Below are 16688 nucleotides of genomic sequence, written 5' to 3'. Positions count from 1 at the left end.
TTTACAAATAGAGCATAAACTAGGTAAATTAACATGTCTGGCTCTATAATGTCGATATGCATAAAATTTATGATTGATAATGTAAAAAAAACATTTTTCCTTTATTATCACTGAAAAGTAATACGCAAATCCAGATTATTTCAGCTAAAATATTTTGGATTTACTAATAAAAAAATATTAAGTTTGTTGAGGGAAAAAATATGTTCCAGCAAGAAGTCACCATCACAGCACCTAATGGTCTTCACACTCGCCCGGCGGCTCAGTTTGTCAAAGAGGCAAAAAGTTTTTCTTCTGAAATTACACTTTCCTATAACGGCAAATCTGCGAGAGCTAAAAGTTTATTTAAACTACAAACACTCGGCCTGACTCAAGGAACTGTTGTCACTATTTCTGCTGAAGGTGAAGATGAGCAGAAAGCAGTAGAACATCTTGTTAAACTAATGGCCGAATTGGAGTAATGACATACGGGCAATATAACATTTATTTTCTATTTTTTATCCCTGGATACCTTTATCTGGGGATATCTATTTAACCATAAGTATCAAAGCCAGTCCTATGAGCTAGCTATTTTTCGCCCATTGGTAGTAAGGTAACATTTATGATTTCAGGAATTTCAGTATCACCAGGTATCGCCTTCGGCAAGGTATTAATTCTTCAAGAAGCGCCAATTGTTGTCAATCAAAAGAAAATTTCTGACGACCAAATTGACAGTGAAATTAACCGTTTTATTGCTGGGCGCGAAAAAACAATAGCACAATTAAAAACGATAAAAAAAACCGCAGAAAAAAATTTTGGTGAAGAAAAAGCGGCAATATTTGAAGGTCATATAATGCTGATTGAAGATGAAGAACTTGAGCAGGAAATTTTTTCTTTCATCAAAAAAGAGCATAAAACTGCGGATGCTGCAGTCCAAAAAGTGATTGAAGAACAAGCCTCAGCATTAGAAGAATTAAATGACGAATACCTCAAGGAACGTGCCGCTGACGTCAAAGATATTGGTAAACGCCTGCTAAAAAATATTTTAGGGTTGCCTATTGTTGATCTTGGTTCAATTACAGAAGAAGTCATTTTGGTTGCGGCAGATCTTACCCCGTCTGAAACCGCACAATTAAACTTGAAGAAAGTGCTTGGCTTTATTACTGATATAGGCGGACGCACTTCTCATACTTCAATTATGGCCAGATCGCTGGAAATTCCGGCTATTGTTGGCACAAGCAATGCAACGAAGAACATCCAACCAAACGATTATCTTGTTTTAGATGCTCTCAATAATCATATTTATCAAAATCCATCTGATAGTGAGATTGACAAACTTAAACAAATTAAAGATGAGTATTTACGTGAAAAAAGTGAGCTCGCAAAATTGAAAGATTTGCCCGCAATAACTTTAGATGGTCATCAAGTTGAAGTTTGCGCAAATATTGGTACTGTACGTGATGTAGAAGGTGCTGAGCGTAATGGTGCTGAAGGTGTAGGTCTGTACCGTACTGAATTTCTGTTTATGGATCGCAATAATTTACCTAGCGAAGAAGAACAATTTCAAGCTTATAAAGCGGTTGCAGAAGCTATGGGGCCACAGGCTATTATTATTCGTACCATGGATATTGGTGGGGATAAAGATCTTCCCTATATGAACCTACCGAAAGAAGAAAATCCTTTTCTTGGTTGGAGAGCAATTCGTATTTCCCTTGATCGCAAAGAAATCCTGCACCCTCAATTACGTGCTATTTTAAGAGCCTCTGCCTTCGGCCATCTACGTATTATGTTTCCCATGGTCATTTCTGTGGAAGAAATTCGCACCTTAAAAGAAGAGCTAGCTATACTTAAACAGCAATTAACCGAGGAAAAGCACGCTTTCGATCAGTCGATTAAAGTTGGGATTATGATTGAAACACCAGCAGCTGCGGTTATTGCACATCATTTAACAAAAGAAGTCGATTTTTTTAGCATCGGAACCAATGATCTAACACAGTATACCTTAGCAGTTGATCGCGGAAATGATCTGATTTCTCACCTTTATAATCCAATGTCTCCTTCAGTGTTAAAACTTATTAAACAAGTTATTGATGCTTCTCATGCAGAAGGGAAATGGATAGGTATGTGTGGTGAGCTTGCTGGTGATGAACGTGCTACACTATTATTACTTGGTATGGGATTAGATGAATTTAGTATGAGTGCAATCTCAATCCCAACTATTAAAAAAATTATCCGAAACGCAAATTTCAAAGATGCAAAAACATTAGCAGAACAAGCTCTTAATCAACCGACAGCGAAGGAATTGATGGATTTGGTTGAAACATTTATTAAAGAAAAAACACTTTGCTAAAATCATCAACCAACTCTTGACCCCATAAGAAAACAATTAATTAGGAGAAGATCCATGGGTCTGTTTGACAAACTCAAATCACTGGTTTCAGATGATAAAAATAGCACGGGTAATATTGATATTATTGCGCCAATTTCAGGTGAAGTTGTTAATATAGAAGATGTTCCAGATGTTGTTTTTGCCGAGAAAATTGTTGGTGATGGCATTGCTATCAAGCCTACTGGTAACAAAATTGTTGCTCCAGTTGATGGAACTATTGGTAAAATATTTGAAACGAACCATGCATTTTCTATCGAATCAGATAATGGTATTGAGTTATTTGTCCATTGCGGTATTGATACAGTTGAATTAAAGGGTGAAGGATTCACCCGCATAGCAGAGGAAGGACAAAAAGTACAAAAAGGAGATTTAGTGCTTGAACTTGATCTTCCTCTATTAGAAGAAAAAGCAAAATCGACATTAACACCTGTGGTCATTTCTAATATGGATGAAATAAAAGAGCTAACTAAACTTAGTGGCTCTGTTGTTGTAGGTGAAACCGTTATTATGCAGATCAAAAAATAAACTACCATTCTTCCCTTCATTAATAATTAATGAAGGGAACTTCTTCTCTATTTCGCTATTTAATAACAATGATTGTTTACTATAAACAACTATTTATCTTTGATATTATTTAATTCAATTAAATAACCCGGTGGAAAGATAACGATCCCCTCTGTCACAAATAATAGTCACAATAACTGCCCCAGGGTTCTGTTTAGGCGACGCGTAATGCCCCTGCCACAGCGCCTCCTGAACGAACACCACAAAAGATACCTTCATCTATTGCTAAGCTCTTCATCATTTGTTCTGCTTCTATCTGAGTTATATCCAATATTCTATCAACTTATGCAGATCTGAATATACTTGGAATATAATCTTGAGACCAGCGCCGAACCCCTGAAATATAGCTATTTTCTGCTGGTTGCAAACCGATAATTTCTATTTTATTTGATTTAGATTTTAAATATTGGCTGACACCGGTAATTGTCCCAGTTGTCCCCATACTTGAGACAAAATGCGTGATCCGCCCTGCTGTCTGACGCCAAATTTCAGGGCCTATCGTCATAAAATGGACTAACAGATTATCAAAATTATTAAATTGATCAAGCACTTTACCTTCATTTCGAGATTGCATATCTAATGCACGATCACGAGCCCTTTCCATCACTTCCGCTTCGCTAACCAAAACTATTTCAGCACCATAAGCTCACATCACTGACTGACGTTCAACACTCGTATTTTCCGGCATTAATAATTTTAGTTTATATCCCCTTATGGTGGCTATCATTGCCAATGCGATCCCTGTATTACCACTAGTTGCTTCAATTAAGGTATCACCAGGTGTAATTTGACCTCGTTTTTCTGCTTGCTGGATCATAAAAAGGGCAGCTCTATTTTTGACTGAACCGGCAGGATTATTACTCTCTAGTTTTACTCAAATTTCAGCATCCCTATTTTTAGTCAATCTTTTTAGCTTAACTAGTGGCGAATTACCAATAAATTTTTCCAAATAATCCACATTATTTACCTAATTATTTTTATTATAAAGAATAAAAAAAACGCTAATATCAACAAAAATAGCTAATAATCCTTGAAACAAAGTTATAATAGCAACTTTGATTAAAGGATTTAAACAATTCAATTTTTATGTCATGTCTTGATATAATTTATTACTAAATTAAATCATTATTGTGCAGACCAAATAATACCACTTACTTTCCAATTAGCTAAAACATCATTTGATGGCACTAGGTTTTTGGGACCACTCCATTTGCCAGTAAACGATAAGTAACATGGCTAGATTGAGGAGAAACACAATTGATAGTTAACATATTAGTTTGCTTTGAATCAGGGTAACAACTACCTTGCACTGCGCTTTGATAGATTTGCGAGAATAGTGTTCCTATTTTTGTATTCCATACTGTTTTAATATCTTCATCCATGATTTCGATTCACTTAACTTCCCCATTCTCAACACCATAAATGACTATCTTTTCTTGAAAATTATTTATACCTTGGAAAAGAGACATTAATTTCCCCTGCTCAATTTGCATTCCAAAACGAAAATGGTATCGGTTATTTAACGCTGCTGCAATAATCTGTTCTTCCATCGGGGTCATTTTATTAATCTGACCAACTCCGGTAGCGGAAATTGTAACTGAACTGGCAAACCAATTCATTGGATATAAACTTGACCATGAAATACTGCTACATCCGGTTAGTGATCATAGACTTGTTGCAAATCACACTTTTAACCAAAATAATCGGCTGTTGCCAAAAAGTTGTGGCATAAAAAACCCCTTAAATTAATTTACAATATAATAAAAAAAGTAAAAATATTAATAATTTTATTTAAAATTTGTTTATAATGTGTGAAATTAGCAGCGTGATAGAATACAAGTTAATAATCTACAAAAAAGTAAGTAAAACAAGTTTTTTCCAAATAAAGATGAAATTAACTTTTATTAATCTGACAGTTTAAAAATAACCCACTAATACCGATAAAAAAATTTTCACAAAAAATAAATTAATAAAATTTTATATCAAAAAAGATAAATATTGGTATCATCAAATTAATTGCATTAATCACTCAAACACTTGATCATCAATTAATCGTTTAGTGTATAAAATATTTTCCTGTTGTAACTCTTCGTAAGCCATTTTCTCACACATACAGATGGTAGCGTCATTCTCTTCAGGTACTAAAAACATAATTTTTGGGCAACCCTTAGCAATTAATTTTTTTTCTAAACGACTAATTAATGCATTGGCAATCCCTCTACCACGGTATTCAGGGTGCACCGCTAAATAATAAGCAGATCCTTGATAACCATCGTATCCTCCCATGATGGTACCAACAACTTCACCTGCCATTTCAGCAACTAAAAAAGATCTGCCCCCGATAACATTTTACGCTCGATATCTGCTTCAGGATCTCTATCTGTTTGAATTAGCTGGCAAAGCCCCCATAATGTGATAATTTCTTCGAAATCATCTTGTTGAAAGGTTCTTATTTCCATATTTTTTTACCTACTTAGTGAAGAATAAACATTGGTATTCTTATTATCTAAACAAGAATGATGGTAGCAAAATAAAATGAATAAGATATCGCCGAAAATATTGATTTTATACTCCATAAATCATTATTTCACTTTTAAATAATTTAATTTATTTACAATAAAATCATATTGTTATTACGTAATCCTATTATTCTTTTTATTTAACACCGCTCTACTTGGCTTTTCAATAGCAAGTAATTAAAATTTACTAAAATAATAATACCAACACTAAATAATGTCAGAATTTTATTGGCTAAAATTAATTTTATATTAAATCCATTCCATTCTGACAATAAGAGAATAGATAAATACTTCTGCTTTTTAGCTGAAATTGAGTTGTGGTTAACTTTACTAACCGACAATTATAGTATTAACCATAGACTTAAACTGCCAACAACGACAGTTTTTGAATAGACTATAATTAGCTTACTTGATTCACGGATACATGCATAACTCTACTATTAATATTTATAGGCAGTCATACTTAATATTTTGCTATCGTTATTGCAATACTAACAGATCCAATCAATAACAAAATGTATTCAGACCGTATTGAGTGTATAATTAACCGCTAATCTACTACTCTAATAATAATCAAAAGCAATGTTATGAATATACCTGATATTAATGCAGTGAAGGCATTTCTTCTCACTTTGCAAGATAAGCTCTGTCAGCAATTTGAACATATCGATAACACCGCAAAATTTGCCCAACATAACTGGCAACATAAACAAAAAGGTGGCGGTCGTCGCCTTATATTAAAAATCGGGACGATTTTTGAGCAAGTAGGAGTCAATTTTTCCCATATAAATAGTGAGTATTTACCTGCTTCTGCCACAGAAAATCGTCCACTACTGGTAGGTCGTCGCTATCAAGCAATGGGAGCTTCTTTAGTTACTCATCCACTCAATCCTTATATTCCAACAGCCCATGCTAATGTCTGTTTTTTCATTGCAGAAAAACCAGGTGAACCATCAGTATGGTGGTTTGGTGGTGGATTTGATTTAACTCTCTATTATGGCTTTGAAGAAGATATTATACACTGGCACAAGATTGCGCAGTCTCTATGTTTACCTTATGGAAAAGAAATTTATTCCAACTATAAAAAATGGTGTGATCCCTATTTTTTTATCAAACATCGCAATAAGCCACGCGGGGTTGGCGGTCTTTTCTTTGACGATTTAAACCAACCCGATTTTACTACCTGCTTTCACTTTACTCAGGATATTGGCAATGGTTTTCTTAAGGCATATTTACCTATTGTTGAAAAAAGAAAACAAACAGCTTAGAGTGAACGCGAGCGCCAATTTCAATTATACCGCCGAGGACGTTATGCAGAATTTAATCTGGTATGCGATCGTGGAACCCTGTTCGGGCTGCAGACTGGCGGTAGAACAGAATCAATTTTAATGTCCTTACCACCACTAGCACGCTGGGAATATAACTATCATCCTGAGTCCAATTCAGATGAAGAAAAACTTTATAATCATTTTTTAATCGAAAAAGAGTGGGTATAAATATTAGCAGCACACTTATTTTTTAAGTGTGCAATTTGTTATTAACGTTTTTTAAGATGGGCAATTAGACGTTTACGCTTACGTAGCTGCGTTGGTGTCAATTTATTTTTCTTGCCGGCATAAGGATTAGCGCCTTCTTTAAATTGAATACGAATCGGCGTCCCCATAACCTGTAATGTACGACGAAAATAGTTCATTAAATAACGTTTGTAAGAATCGGGTAATTCAGCAACTTGATTGCCATGGATGACCACAATCGGTGGATTATAACCGCCGGCATGAGCATATTTCATTTTCACTCTGCGACCTCGTATCAGAGGTGGCTGATGTTCTTCTTCTGCCATCTTCATAATACGTGTTAATAAGGCTGTACTTACTCGCCGTGTCGCCGATTCATAAGCTTCATGGATAGACTCAAATAAATTACCAACACCACTACCATGCAACGCTGAAATAAAATGCACTTTGGCGAAATCAATAAAACCTAATCGCAAATCCAGCATATCTTTAACCGATTGACGATCCTCTTGCGACATGCCATCCCACTTATTGACTACAATCACCAGAGAACGCCCTGCATTCAAAATAAAACCTAATAATGATAAGTCTTGATCAGAAATACCCTCTCTGGCATCAATAACCAGTAAAACAACATTAGCATCTTCAATTGATTGCAACGTTTTGATCGCCGAAAATTTTTCGACCGTTTCAGTTATTTTTCCGCGCTTACGCACACCCGCTGTATCAATCAGTATATATTCACATCCATCCCGTTCCATCGGAATATAAATGCTATCCCGCGTTGTACCTGGCATATCATAAACAACTACTCGATCTTCGCCCAAAATACGGTTAGTTAAGGTTGATTTACCAACATTTGGCCGACCAACAATCGCTAACTTAATCGGTAGTGAACGCGGATCAAAGGCTTCTTCTTCACTATTATTATCAAGCGCCTCTTTCTTCTCCTGAGCAAGCCAATAAGCTGCATTAGCCTCCTCTGGGGATAATTCAATATCATTGGCTGATTCTTGCGGCAAATAGGGAGAAACCACTTTTTCAATCAGTTGAGTAACACCACGCCCATGAGATGCGGCAATGGGATAAATATCCTTGATCCCAAGTGCATAAAAATCACCTAAAACTGTATCAATATCCAAACCATCAGTTTTATTTGCTACCAGGTAACTATCCTTTTTGCGACTGCGCAAATGTTTCGCAATCTCATAATCTGCCGGCATCAATCCTGAACGAGCATCAACCATAAAAAAAACAATATCAGCTTCTTCAATCGCTAGTAAGGATTGAGAAGCCATATGGGTTTCTATCCCCTTTTCTGAACCATCGATACCCCCGGTATCAATAATAATGAATTCCTGTCCTGCAAACTCTGCTGTGCCGTATTTTCGGTCACGGGTTAAACCAGGAAAATCAACAACCAGCGCATCCCTAGTTCGAGTTAATCGGTTAAATAAGGTAGATTTTCCTACATTTGGACGCCCTACTAGCGCAATGACAGGTATCATTTTTAAGATGCCTCATAAAAATTAAAATCGGTATTCTGATTCCAATCTTCAGAATACTAAAAAAATAAAACGGCTGCGGAAATCAGCAGCCGTTAATTCTATCTGGAAAATAAGAAAATGTCAGGCAATTAACGTTCAATCAGATATACAGTTCCATCTTTTGCCTGAATGAGTAATTTACCACTAGCAATAATCGGACGGCTGAGTAAGCCCGAACTATCAACTTTATTTTGTGCTACAAATTGACCATCTTGGGTATCTAACCAATGAAGATAACCTTCACCATCGCCAACTACTAAATAACCATCATAAATAGCCGGTGCGGTCAAATTGCGATGTAATAAAGCATCTTGTGTCCATAAAGTGACACCATCATTTTTACGAATGGCCAGCACACGATCATTTTGATCAACTAAGTAGATAATATCATTGGCGACAATAATATCATTCACCGTGCCTAGATCACGCTTCCAGATAATTTGGCTAGAACGCATATCCATTGCAACTAAATCACCATTATACGCAATAGCAAAGATAGCGCCTGAATTAGTATCAATAACCGGCGTCATATTAACATCGTGCAAACGATCAATTTCCGTTGCACCACGGATCTGAGAAATATATTGTTGCCAGGCAATCTGCCCTTGAGCAAGCATTATGGCACTAATACGACCACCATCACTACCAACAATCGCGACTCCATAAGCAGTAGCTGGTGCTGACTTTCCTCTTACTGATAATGTCGAGGTGTCTAAATTAATACTCCATTTACTTTGTCCAGTCTGTGCATCTAACGCTTGTAACACGCCGTTACTGGTATGGATCAATACCAAACCGTCACTCACTACTGGCTGCGAAAGTGCTTCTCCGGCAACATCTGTTTCCCATGCGATTTCTCCATCGGCTTTATTCAATGCGATAACTTTGCCAGTTTCTGTCCCTATATGAAGCTTATCTCCTGAAACCGTTAATCCACTGGAAAGTAAGGCCGGCAAATTAGCCGTGAAAAAGCCAACATGTTCTGATAAATCAATTGACCATAGTATCTCACTTGAATCAACATCCATTGCTTTCACCGTTCCTTTACGATCGGCTGCATAAACAACAGAATCATCGTAAGCCGGTGAAAGTTGAGAATAATATTTTCCACTGCCATCCCCTATCGAGCGATGCCAGATGATAGAAGGGGTAAATTGATTGTCAACCTCAGGTAAAGGAGACATCACGATAGAATCTTTTTCCGTTGAGCATCCCATTAATAAAGTTATTGCCAACAAACCAACCAAGAGCGTTCTAGCCAATTGCATGTTAATATTCCTCTTAGTTTGGCAAACTATTAATTTTTATTTTTAATATTGTCTTCATCATTTCAGCTCCACTTGATTCAATTCCTTTAGAATAAGCTGCACGAGCGCCAGCGACATCACCTTTTTTCAATAATACATCGCCACGAATATCTTCAACAATCCTACTCCATCCTTTATCCTGTACTTGAGTCAAAGTAATCAGTGCTTGATCTGTCTTGTTCAAAGCTAACTGTACGCGTGCCAATCTGACATTGATCAAATCTTTAAGATCATCTAATTTTGCTACTGCTAATGCCTTTAGTAATGCTTTTTCTGCACCAGCAATATCACTCTTTTCCACCGCAATTTTGGCAAGTTCAATATTGGTCAATACACCATACATATTCTTTGTTTCATTAGCAAATTGTTCGCCAGCAGCCAGTGCTTGTTTTGAACCTGTCTGCAATTGAGATGAAATTTGTTCAAAGGCTTGAGCACTTTCTTGCAAACGATTTGCCTGATGTGCTTGCCAATAATTCCAACCAATAATCGCGCCAACTCCAACAGCTAACCCAATTACTAACGCTTTGCCATTGTTAACAAAAAAGCGTTTAATAGCATCTACCTGCTCGTTTTCAGTGGTATAGACTTCCACAGAGTCTCCTTTAACCTAAAAGTTCAACCAAACGTACAGCAACATTCTGCTGAGAAATTTTTTCCTGTTCGCCGGTACGCAAATCTTTTATTGTGACTTCATTAGATTGACACTCATCTTCACCTAGAATTAGGGCAATTTTCGCCTGGTGTTTATCTGCGCGAGCTAACTGTTTTTTAAAGTTACCTCCACCATGATGAGTCATTAATTTCAAAGCTGGCAATTTATCGCGGATTTTTTCCGCCAGGACTAATATTGCCTGTTGACTTGCCTCACCACAAGCAACCAAATAAACATCAACTAAGGTACAGTCAGCAACAAAATCTGGATTAAGCTGTTGCACCAATAACACCATGCGCTCCATTCCCATCGCAAAACCTACCGCGGTGGTAGCTCGCCCGCCGAGCTGCTCGACCAAACCATCATAGCGGCCACCAGCGCATACCGTACCCTGCGCACCTAATGCATCATCAGTAACCCACTCAAATACAGTGCGATTATAATAATCTAAACCACGAACTAAACGTTGATTAATTCGATATTGAACGCCTGCAGCATCAAGTAATTTACAAAGTCCAGCAAAATGTTGTTTCGAGTCATCGTCAAGATAATCAGCAAGTAATGGCGCATCATTAAGCAGTTTTTGCACGTCAGGATTTTTTGAATCAAGGATGCGTAACGGATTAATCGACAGTCGACGTCGGCAATCTTCATCCAATTTATCTTCATACTGTTGCAAAAAAGTGACTAATGCCTGACGATATTTTGCGCGCGCCGCTAATGAACCAATCGAGTTTAATTCCAGTGAAACATGGTTAGTGATCCCCAACTCACGCCACCAACGTGCTGTCATCATGATAAGTTCGGCATCAATATCGGGCCCGGCTAAACCAAACACTTCTGCCCCTAACTGATGGAATTGGCGATAACGCCCTTTCTGTGGCCGCTCATAACGAAACATCGGGCCTAAATACCAGAGACGTTGTTGCTGATTATACAATAAACCATGTTCGATCCCAGCGCGTACACAACCAGCTGTATTTTCTGGACGCAGTGTCAAGCTGTCACCATCCCGGTCATCAAAGGTATACATCTCTTTCTCAACCACATCAGTAACCTCACCTATTGCGCGAGAAAATAATGAGGTTTGTTCTACGATGGGAGTTCGAATCTCACTAAAACCATAACTAGCAAGGATTTGTTTTAATTTGCTTTCAATTTTTTGCCAGAATTGAATATCGGCAAGAAGACAGTCATTCATACCGCGAATAGATTGAATGTTTTTAGCCACGTTATTTCTCTATTTAAAAATCTACCATAATATGTATTATAAAAGTGAATATTAACAGGGTGCAATCCATAAACAAAATCGGCTCATTACTTTATGAGCCAATATGATTAAATTATTTATCTAATTGTTTAATATCAATCCGCCGATTTTCATCCAACATAACGGCCTTTGCCCGAATTTTAGCTTCCAACTGATCGATCATATCAACATTGTCTAAACGTTCTTTTTGACGAACGCCGTCTTCATAAAATCCGCTCTTTGCTCTTGCCCCTGTGACGCCAAGGGTAGAAACCTCGGCTTCACCAGGACCATTAACAACACAACCAATAATTGAAACTTCCATCGGGGTAATAATATCTTCTAACCGTTCTTCTAATGCATTAATGGTACCAATGACATCAAACTCTTGACGTGAGCAGGTTGGACAAGCAATAAAATTAATACCTCGCGAGCGAATACGCAGAGATTTCAAAATATCAAAACCGACTTTAACTTCTTCAACCGGATCAGCGGCTAATGAAATACGTAATGTATCACCAATCCCTTCAGACAATAACATTCCCAATCCGATAGCAGATTTCACCGAACCGGCTCGCGCTCCACCCGCTTCGGTAATACCTAAATGTAAAGGTTGATTAATTTTATCAGCTAGTAAACGGTATGCGCCTACAGCCAAAAAAACATCTGAAGCTTTAACGCTAATTTTAAACTGATCAAAATTCAATCTATCTAATATATCCACATGGCGAATAGCCGATTCAACTAACGCTGCTGGCATGGGTTCCCCATATTTTTCTTGAATATCTTTTTCTAATGAACCACCATTAACGCCGATCCGAATAGGAATATTTTTATCACGTGCACAGTCAACAACCTGACGAATACGTTCTTCATTACCAATATTACCTGGATTGATACGTAAACAATCCACACCATATTCAGCTACTTTTAGTGCAATACGATAATCAAAATGGATATCAGCAATCACAGGAACATTAACTTGTTGCTTAATAAGTTTAAACGCTTCTGCTGCATCCATTGTAGGCACAGAAACACGCACAATATCAACGCCCACTCGTTCTAAAGATTTAATCTGTTTAACTGTCGCTTGAACATCCGTTGTCCGCGTATTTGTCATAGATTGTACTGTGATGGGTGCACCATCACCAACGGGAACATTTCCTACATAAATGCGCGTTGATTTACGCCTTTTTATCGGTGATTGATTATGCATATTACTCTCCTTCAACATCCAAACATCCATGTTTAATAAGTTGCGCTATTTCTATAATTGAAGCCATCGAATTGACGATGGCTTCTTATTTGTTCACAATTTATCATTATTTATAGATGTTGTCTTACAATATTCATTTACAATCCAGGCAATTTAAACTTGGCTGGACGGTTAGCTTTAATAAAGCGACTTAGATCAACGGAATTACCTTTGAATAACAGATTAACATTGGCGGGTATACCAATATTAAATTGATAAGGAAGTTCACCATTTAATTCAAGTTTCTGGCCTGCATTTTTAATACCACTAAATAAAATCTTACCTTTAGCATCACGAACTTCTAACCAGCACTCCCCTTTAAAGTTCATCACAACTCCATCACCAGATTCTATATTAGCAGCATCAGTATCAGTATCAGTAGAAACCTCTGCTGTTCTATCTCGTTCTGGATTACTATTATTATTCATACTGCCTGGCAATGGTACTGTTTTTACTTCTGCTGGATTTACTGAGTCGATATTAGCATTTATATCACTATTTTTTGGTGTTTCAGAAGTTAATGGCGTTTTAGGAGCCGGTGATACGACATTATTAGCTATCGATGAGGTTACCGGCTGTACAGTAGTTTCTGTCGACGATGTATTTAAATTATTCTGTTCAGTCTCTGCTACTTCACCAGGAGTAGAAGAAGTTGGATCTACCGGCATTTGAGCAGTATTCGAGCGATTCTGTTCAGCCATCGTGGCAATTTCTTGTTTTTGTACTTTATAACCCTGCCACCACCAAATACCTACCATAGCAATACAAATAATGATAATTAGCCAGGTAAATTTCATTAACCAGCCTTCGCATTTTTTACGGGTTTTTCCTAGAGAATAACTCTGCATAGGAGAAACTACAGCTGCTTTTGCTGGTGTATGTTTATCCAATAATTCAAGAATTTCTTTTTCTGGAATTTTCACTAATTTTGCATAAGAACGAATGTAGCCACGCAAGAAAGTAGGATCAACATTATGGGAATTGCTGTCTTCTTCTATCTCACGTACTGTGCACACTTTTAAGCAAAGTCGCTCGGCAACGATTTCTCGGGAAAGACCAAGCGTTTCCCGTGCCTGCAATAAACGTTGGCCAACGGTGATTTCTGTTTTTTCTGTTTTAGGTTTGCTATTCATTCGCGGAAATATTGGTCTTTTTTGAGTTTTAACATCATGAAGGCTTTTAAAAAAACTTCATCTATAAGTTAATAAAAAACCTTCATACCGATAATATTTCTTATTTTATTTTTGAAATATTTTGACAATTCAGTCCACTACGTTCTTCCTCTTTCCTCAATTTAATTATCTCCTCAGATATGTTTTCAGAGCATAAAAAGTCTAAATAATAATATCGCATACTTGTATTATTGATTGCTGATGAACGAATTGCCACTTTAAAATATTTTAATGCTAAATCTGGTTGCTTTTACTGACGCATAATTACCGCCATGCCTAAATTTGCTATCCCATTTTTTGGCTCTGCCAGCATTATCTTCTTAAAATAATAAGATGCTGCTGGATAATTCCCTGCTGATAAATAAGCAATGCCTAGCTGTGTCCGTGTCACAATCGCAATATCAACGTCTTTATTAATACTAGTACATCCTATTAATAAACCCACTAACAATATAGAATATTAATGATAGATATCCTTATCATATCACTCTCGTTTGTTTATATAGCTGGTAATAAAAGGAATTATGATATCTAATTCCCTTTATTTACATAATTAATATTCAGACTGCTTTTACTATAATTGGTTCACCAACAAGTTGTTTTTTCAATGTTCGTTTTGTTCAATCAATAACATCACCCGCTAATTGACCACAGGCCGCATCAATATCATCACCACGTGTTTTACGCACAATAGTAGTATAACCATATTTCATCAATACTTTTGCAAAACGATCAATACGGCTATTAGAACTGCGGCTGTATGGCGCACCAGGAAATGGGTTCCAAGGAATTAAATTAATTTTGCTAGGCGTATGCTTAAGACATTCAGAAAGCTGATGAGCATGTTCAATACTATCATTCACACCATTTAGCATCACATACTCAACGGTAACACGTCCCTGATTTGAATTAGATTTAGTAAGATAACGCCGAACACTAGCCAGGAAGGTTTCAATATTGTATTTTTTATTAATAGGTACAATCTGGTCACGAATTTCATCAGTCGGAGCATGCAAGGAAATTGCCAAAGCAACATCGATCATATCACCCAATTTATCAAGCGCAGGCACAACACCAGACGTCGATAAAGTCACCCGTCGTTTTGACAATCCAAAGCCAAAATCATCCATCATAATTTCCATTGCTGGAATAACATTGTTTAGATTTAATAGGGGTTCTCCCATTCCCATCATCACAACATTGGTAATTGGCCGCCGGCCACTAGATTTTAAAGAGCCGATGACTTTAGCGGCCCGCCACACCTGGCCTATGATTTCTGCAACGCGTAAGTTACGATTGAAACCTTGTTGAGCGGTTGAACAAAACTTACATTCAAGGGCACAGCCAACTTGAGAAGAGACACAAAGTGTCGCTCGATCATCTTCAGGAATATAGACTGTTTCGACTTGTTGCTCACCTACCGTGATTGCCCATTTGATAGTGCCATCAGCAGAGCGCTGCTCTTGCGCAATTTCTGGCGCCAGAATTTCAGCAACTGCTTTTAATTTAGCCCGCAATACCTTATTGATATCAGTCATCAAATCAAAATCATCATAACAGTGGTGATAAATCCATTTCATTACCTGATCGGCCCGAAAGGGTTTTTCGCCCATGTCACTAAAAAATTGCCGCATCTGTTTACGATCCATATCCAACAAATTAACTTTTGTTGATTTGGTAACAGGAGAAAAAGAGGGCACACACTGCGCGGTTGTTTTAGATTGAAACATTTTTATTGCCTCGTTATTACACTTTTCGGCGAAAACTGTAGATTTTTAATAATTAACTATATTTATTGGCATTAAATCTTATTTTAATAGCTTTATATGCCATAACCTTGTCAATAAATCACTTAACAAGGCATGGTATTTTACAAACTTTATTAATATTTTGCTAATAATATCCTATTTCTGTTTGTTAACGCGGACAAATTTCGTCATCAGTAAAGAAAAAAGCAATTTCTCGCTCTGCTGACGCGACAGAATCTGAACCATGGACTGCATTTTCGGTAAAACTATCAGCATAATCAGCACGTAATGTCCCTGGCAATGCCTTAGCGGGATCCGTTGCGCCCATCAAATCACGATAGCGCTGTATAGCATCGTCACTGGCTAAAACTTGCAACATTATAGGGCCTGAGGTCATAAACTCGACTAATCCAGCAAAAAAAGGCTTACCTTGATGCTCAGCATAAAATCCAGCTGCCTGTTCTTCGCTTAAATGCACCATTTTAGCAGCAATAATTTCGAATCCAGCTTGCTCAAACCGGCCATAAATCGCACCAATAGCATTTTTCTTAACTGCATTTGGCTTAATAATGGAAAACGTGCGTTGTATTGTCATTAGAAATCCTCTTTGCTGTTATTTTTCATCAGGATATTTTTGCCTTGCATCCATTCTTCCCGCCAAGAAAAAGATTTGTCATCATTTTATTAAGGCAAAATAGCTAGCTATTATAAATATTGGCAATTCAATTGCCCACTTAACGATAAATTTTGTTAATTTTTTTTATACAATTTTTTATTTCTTTAGCTTAAATCA

The 16688-nt window shown here is 37.1% G+C and carries 12 protein-coding genes and 4 pseudogenes; 4 read left to right on the top strand and 12 right to left on the bottom strand.

Translation table 11 applies throughout. The features are described from left to right. The first annotated feature begins 200 nt into the window (after nucleotides 1–200). From ptsH to crr, 3 genes are all read left to right on the top strand, one after another. Complete coding sequence (gene ptsH / locus AC01GB_RS13245) at nucleotides 201–458, top strand: phosphocarrier protein Hpr (RefSeq protein ID WP_474452175.1); 258 nt, start codon at nucleotides 201–203, stop codon at nucleotides 456–458. A gap of 140 nt (nucleotides 459–598) precedes the next feature. Further along, on the top strand, nucleotides 599–2326 hold the full coding sequence (gene ptsI, locus AC01GB_RS13240) for a phosphoenolpyruvate-protein phosphotransferase PtsI (RefSeq protein WP_474452174.1): 1728 nt from the start codon (nucleotides 599–601) through the stop codon (nucleotides 2324–2326). A 54-nt stretch (nucleotides 2327–2380) separates the two neighbouring features. Beyond that, nucleotides 2381–2890, top strand: coding sequence for a PTS glucose transporter subunit IIA (gene crr, locus AC01GB_RS13235; RefSeq protein WP_474452173.1), 510 nt, complete (start codon nucleotides 2381–2383; stop codon nucleotides 2888–2890). A 114-nt stretch (nucleotides 2891–3004) separates the two neighbouring features. Here the strand turns inward: crr and cysM are convergent. The 3 pseudogenes from cysM to AC01GB_RS13220 form a co-directional block, all read right to left on the bottom strand. Further along, nucleotides 3005–3887, bottom strand: a pseudogene (gene cysM / locus AC01GB_RS13230) (cysteine synthase CysM). 167 nt (nucleotides 3888–4054) lie between these two features. Further along, nucleotides 4055–4548, bottom strand: a pseudogene (locus tag AC01GB_RS13225) (DUF1131 family protein). Between the two features lie 406 nt (nucleotides 4549–4954). Beyond that, nucleotides 4955–5388: pseudogene (locus AC01GB_RS13220) on the bottom strand (GNAT family acetyltransferase). Nucleotides 5389–6035: 647 nt separating this feature from the next. Here AC01GB_RS13220 and hemF point away from each other — a divergent pair. Beyond that, nucleotides 6036–6944, top strand: a pseudogene (hemF, locus tag AC01GB_RS13215) (oxygen-dependent coproporphyrinogen oxidase). 41 nt (nucleotides 6945–6985) lie between these two features. Here hemF and der read toward each other — a convergent pair. The 9 genes from der to ndk form a co-directional block, all read right to left on the bottom strand. Further along, a complete protein-coding gene (der, locus tag AC01GB_RS13210; RefSeq protein ID WP_474452172.1) occupies nucleotides 6986–8470 on the bottom strand; it encodes a ribosome biogenesis GTPase Der in 1485 nt (494 codons plus the stop codon). A gap of 128 nt (nucleotides 8471–8598) precedes the next feature. After that, nucleotides 8599–9777: an outer membrane protein assembly factor BamB gene (gene bamB, locus AC01GB_RS13205; RefSeq protein WP_474452171.1), complete on the bottom strand. Its 1179-nt coding sequence runs from the start codon at nucleotides 9775–9777 to the stop codon at nucleotides 8599–8601. 13 nt (nucleotides 9778–9790) lie between these two features. Next, the gene (locus AC01GB_RS13200; RefSeq protein WP_474452170.1) at nucleotides 9791–10411 is read right to left on the bottom strand and encodes a YfgM family protein; all 621 of its coding nucleotides are present in this window, start codon (nucleotides 10409–10411) and stop codon (nucleotides 9791–9793) included. A gap of 10 nt (nucleotides 10412–10421) precedes the next feature. Continuing rightward, nucleotides 10422–11702, bottom strand: a complete 1281-nt coding sequence (gene hisS, locus AC01GB_RS13195) for a histidine--tRNA ligase (RefSeq protein WP_474452169.1) — start codon at nucleotides 11700–11702, stop codon at nucleotides 10422–10424. A gap of 112 nt (nucleotides 11703–11814) precedes the next feature. Further along, nucleotides 11815–12936: a flavodoxin-dependent (E)-4-hydroxy-3-methylbut-2-enyl-diphosphate synthase gene (gene ispG / locus AC01GB_RS13190; RefSeq protein ID WP_474452168.1), complete on the bottom strand. Its 1122-nt coding sequence runs from the start codon at nucleotides 12934–12936 to the stop codon at nucleotides 11815–11817. A gap of 137 nt (nucleotides 12937–13073) precedes the next feature. Next, the gene (rodZ, locus tag AC01GB_RS13185; protein WP_474452167.1) at nucleotides 13074–14108 is read right to left on the bottom strand and encodes a cytoskeleton protein RodZ; all 1035 of its coding nucleotides are present in this window, start codon (nucleotides 14106–14108) and stop codon (nucleotides 13074–13076) included. 289 nt (nucleotides 14109–14397) lie between these two features. Then, the gene (locus tag AC01GB_RS13180; RefSeq protein WP_474452166.1) at nucleotides 14398–14592 is read right to left on the bottom strand and encodes a hypothetical protein; all 195 of its coding nucleotides are present in this window, start codon (nucleotides 14590–14592) and stop codon (nucleotides 14398–14400) included. Nucleotides 14593–14767: 175 nt separating this feature from the next. After that, nucleotides 14768–15877: a dual-specificity RNA methyltransferase RlmN gene (rlmN, locus tag AC01GB_RS13175; RefSeq protein WP_474452165.1), complete on the bottom strand. Its 1110-nt coding sequence runs from the start codon at nucleotides 15875–15877 to the stop codon at nucleotides 14768–14770. 187 nt (nucleotides 15878–16064) lie between these two features. Then, nucleotides 16065–16490: a nucleoside-diphosphate kinase gene (gene ndk, locus AC01GB_RS13170; protein ID WP_474452164.1), complete on the bottom strand. Its 426-nt coding sequence runs from the start codon at nucleotides 16488–16490 to the stop codon at nucleotides 16065–16067. Nucleotides 16491–16688 lie beyond the last annotated feature (198 nt).

The organism is Candidatus Arsenophonus phytopathogenicus (genome assembly GCF_056113345.1).
The sequence above is the reverse complement of the archived record's forward strand: the minus strand, read 5'-3'. Positions and strand labels throughout refer to the sequence as shown.

Bases quoted from the DNA above. Each gene is read 5' to 3' on its own strand.
- crr (WP_474452173.1), top strand. From the start codon at position 2,381: ATGGGTCTGTTTGACAAACTCAAATCACTGGTTTCAGATGATAAAAAT.
- bamB (WP_474452171.1), bottom strand. From the start codon at position 9,777: ATGCAATTGGCTAGAACGCTCTTGGTTGGTTTGTTGGCAATAACTTTA.
- ndk (WP_474452164.1), bottom strand. From the start codon at position 16,490: ATGACAATACAACGCACGTTTTCCATTATTAAGCCAAATGCAGTTAAG.
- ptsH (WP_474452175.1), top strand. From the start codon at position 201: ATGTTCCAGCAAGAAGTCACCATCACAGCACCTAATGGTCTTCACACT.
- rodZ (WP_474452167.1), bottom strand. From the start codon at position 14,108: ATGAATAGCAAACCTAAAACAGAAAAAACAGAAATCACCGTTGGCCAA.
- der (WP_474452172.1), bottom strand. From the start codon at position 8,470: ATGATACCTGTCATTGCGCTAGTAGGGCGTCCAAATGTAGGAAAATCT.
- rlmN (WP_474452165.1), bottom strand. From the start codon at position 15,877: ATGTTTCAATCTAAAACAACCGCGCAGTGTGTGCCCTCTTTTTCTCCT.
- ispG (WP_474452168.1), bottom strand. From the start codon at position 12,936: ATGCATAATCAATCACCGATAAAAAGGCGTAAATCAACGCGCATTTAT.
- ptsI (WP_474452174.1), top strand. From the start codon at position 599: ATGATTTCAGGAATTTCAGTATCACCAGGTATCGCCTTCGGCAAGGTA.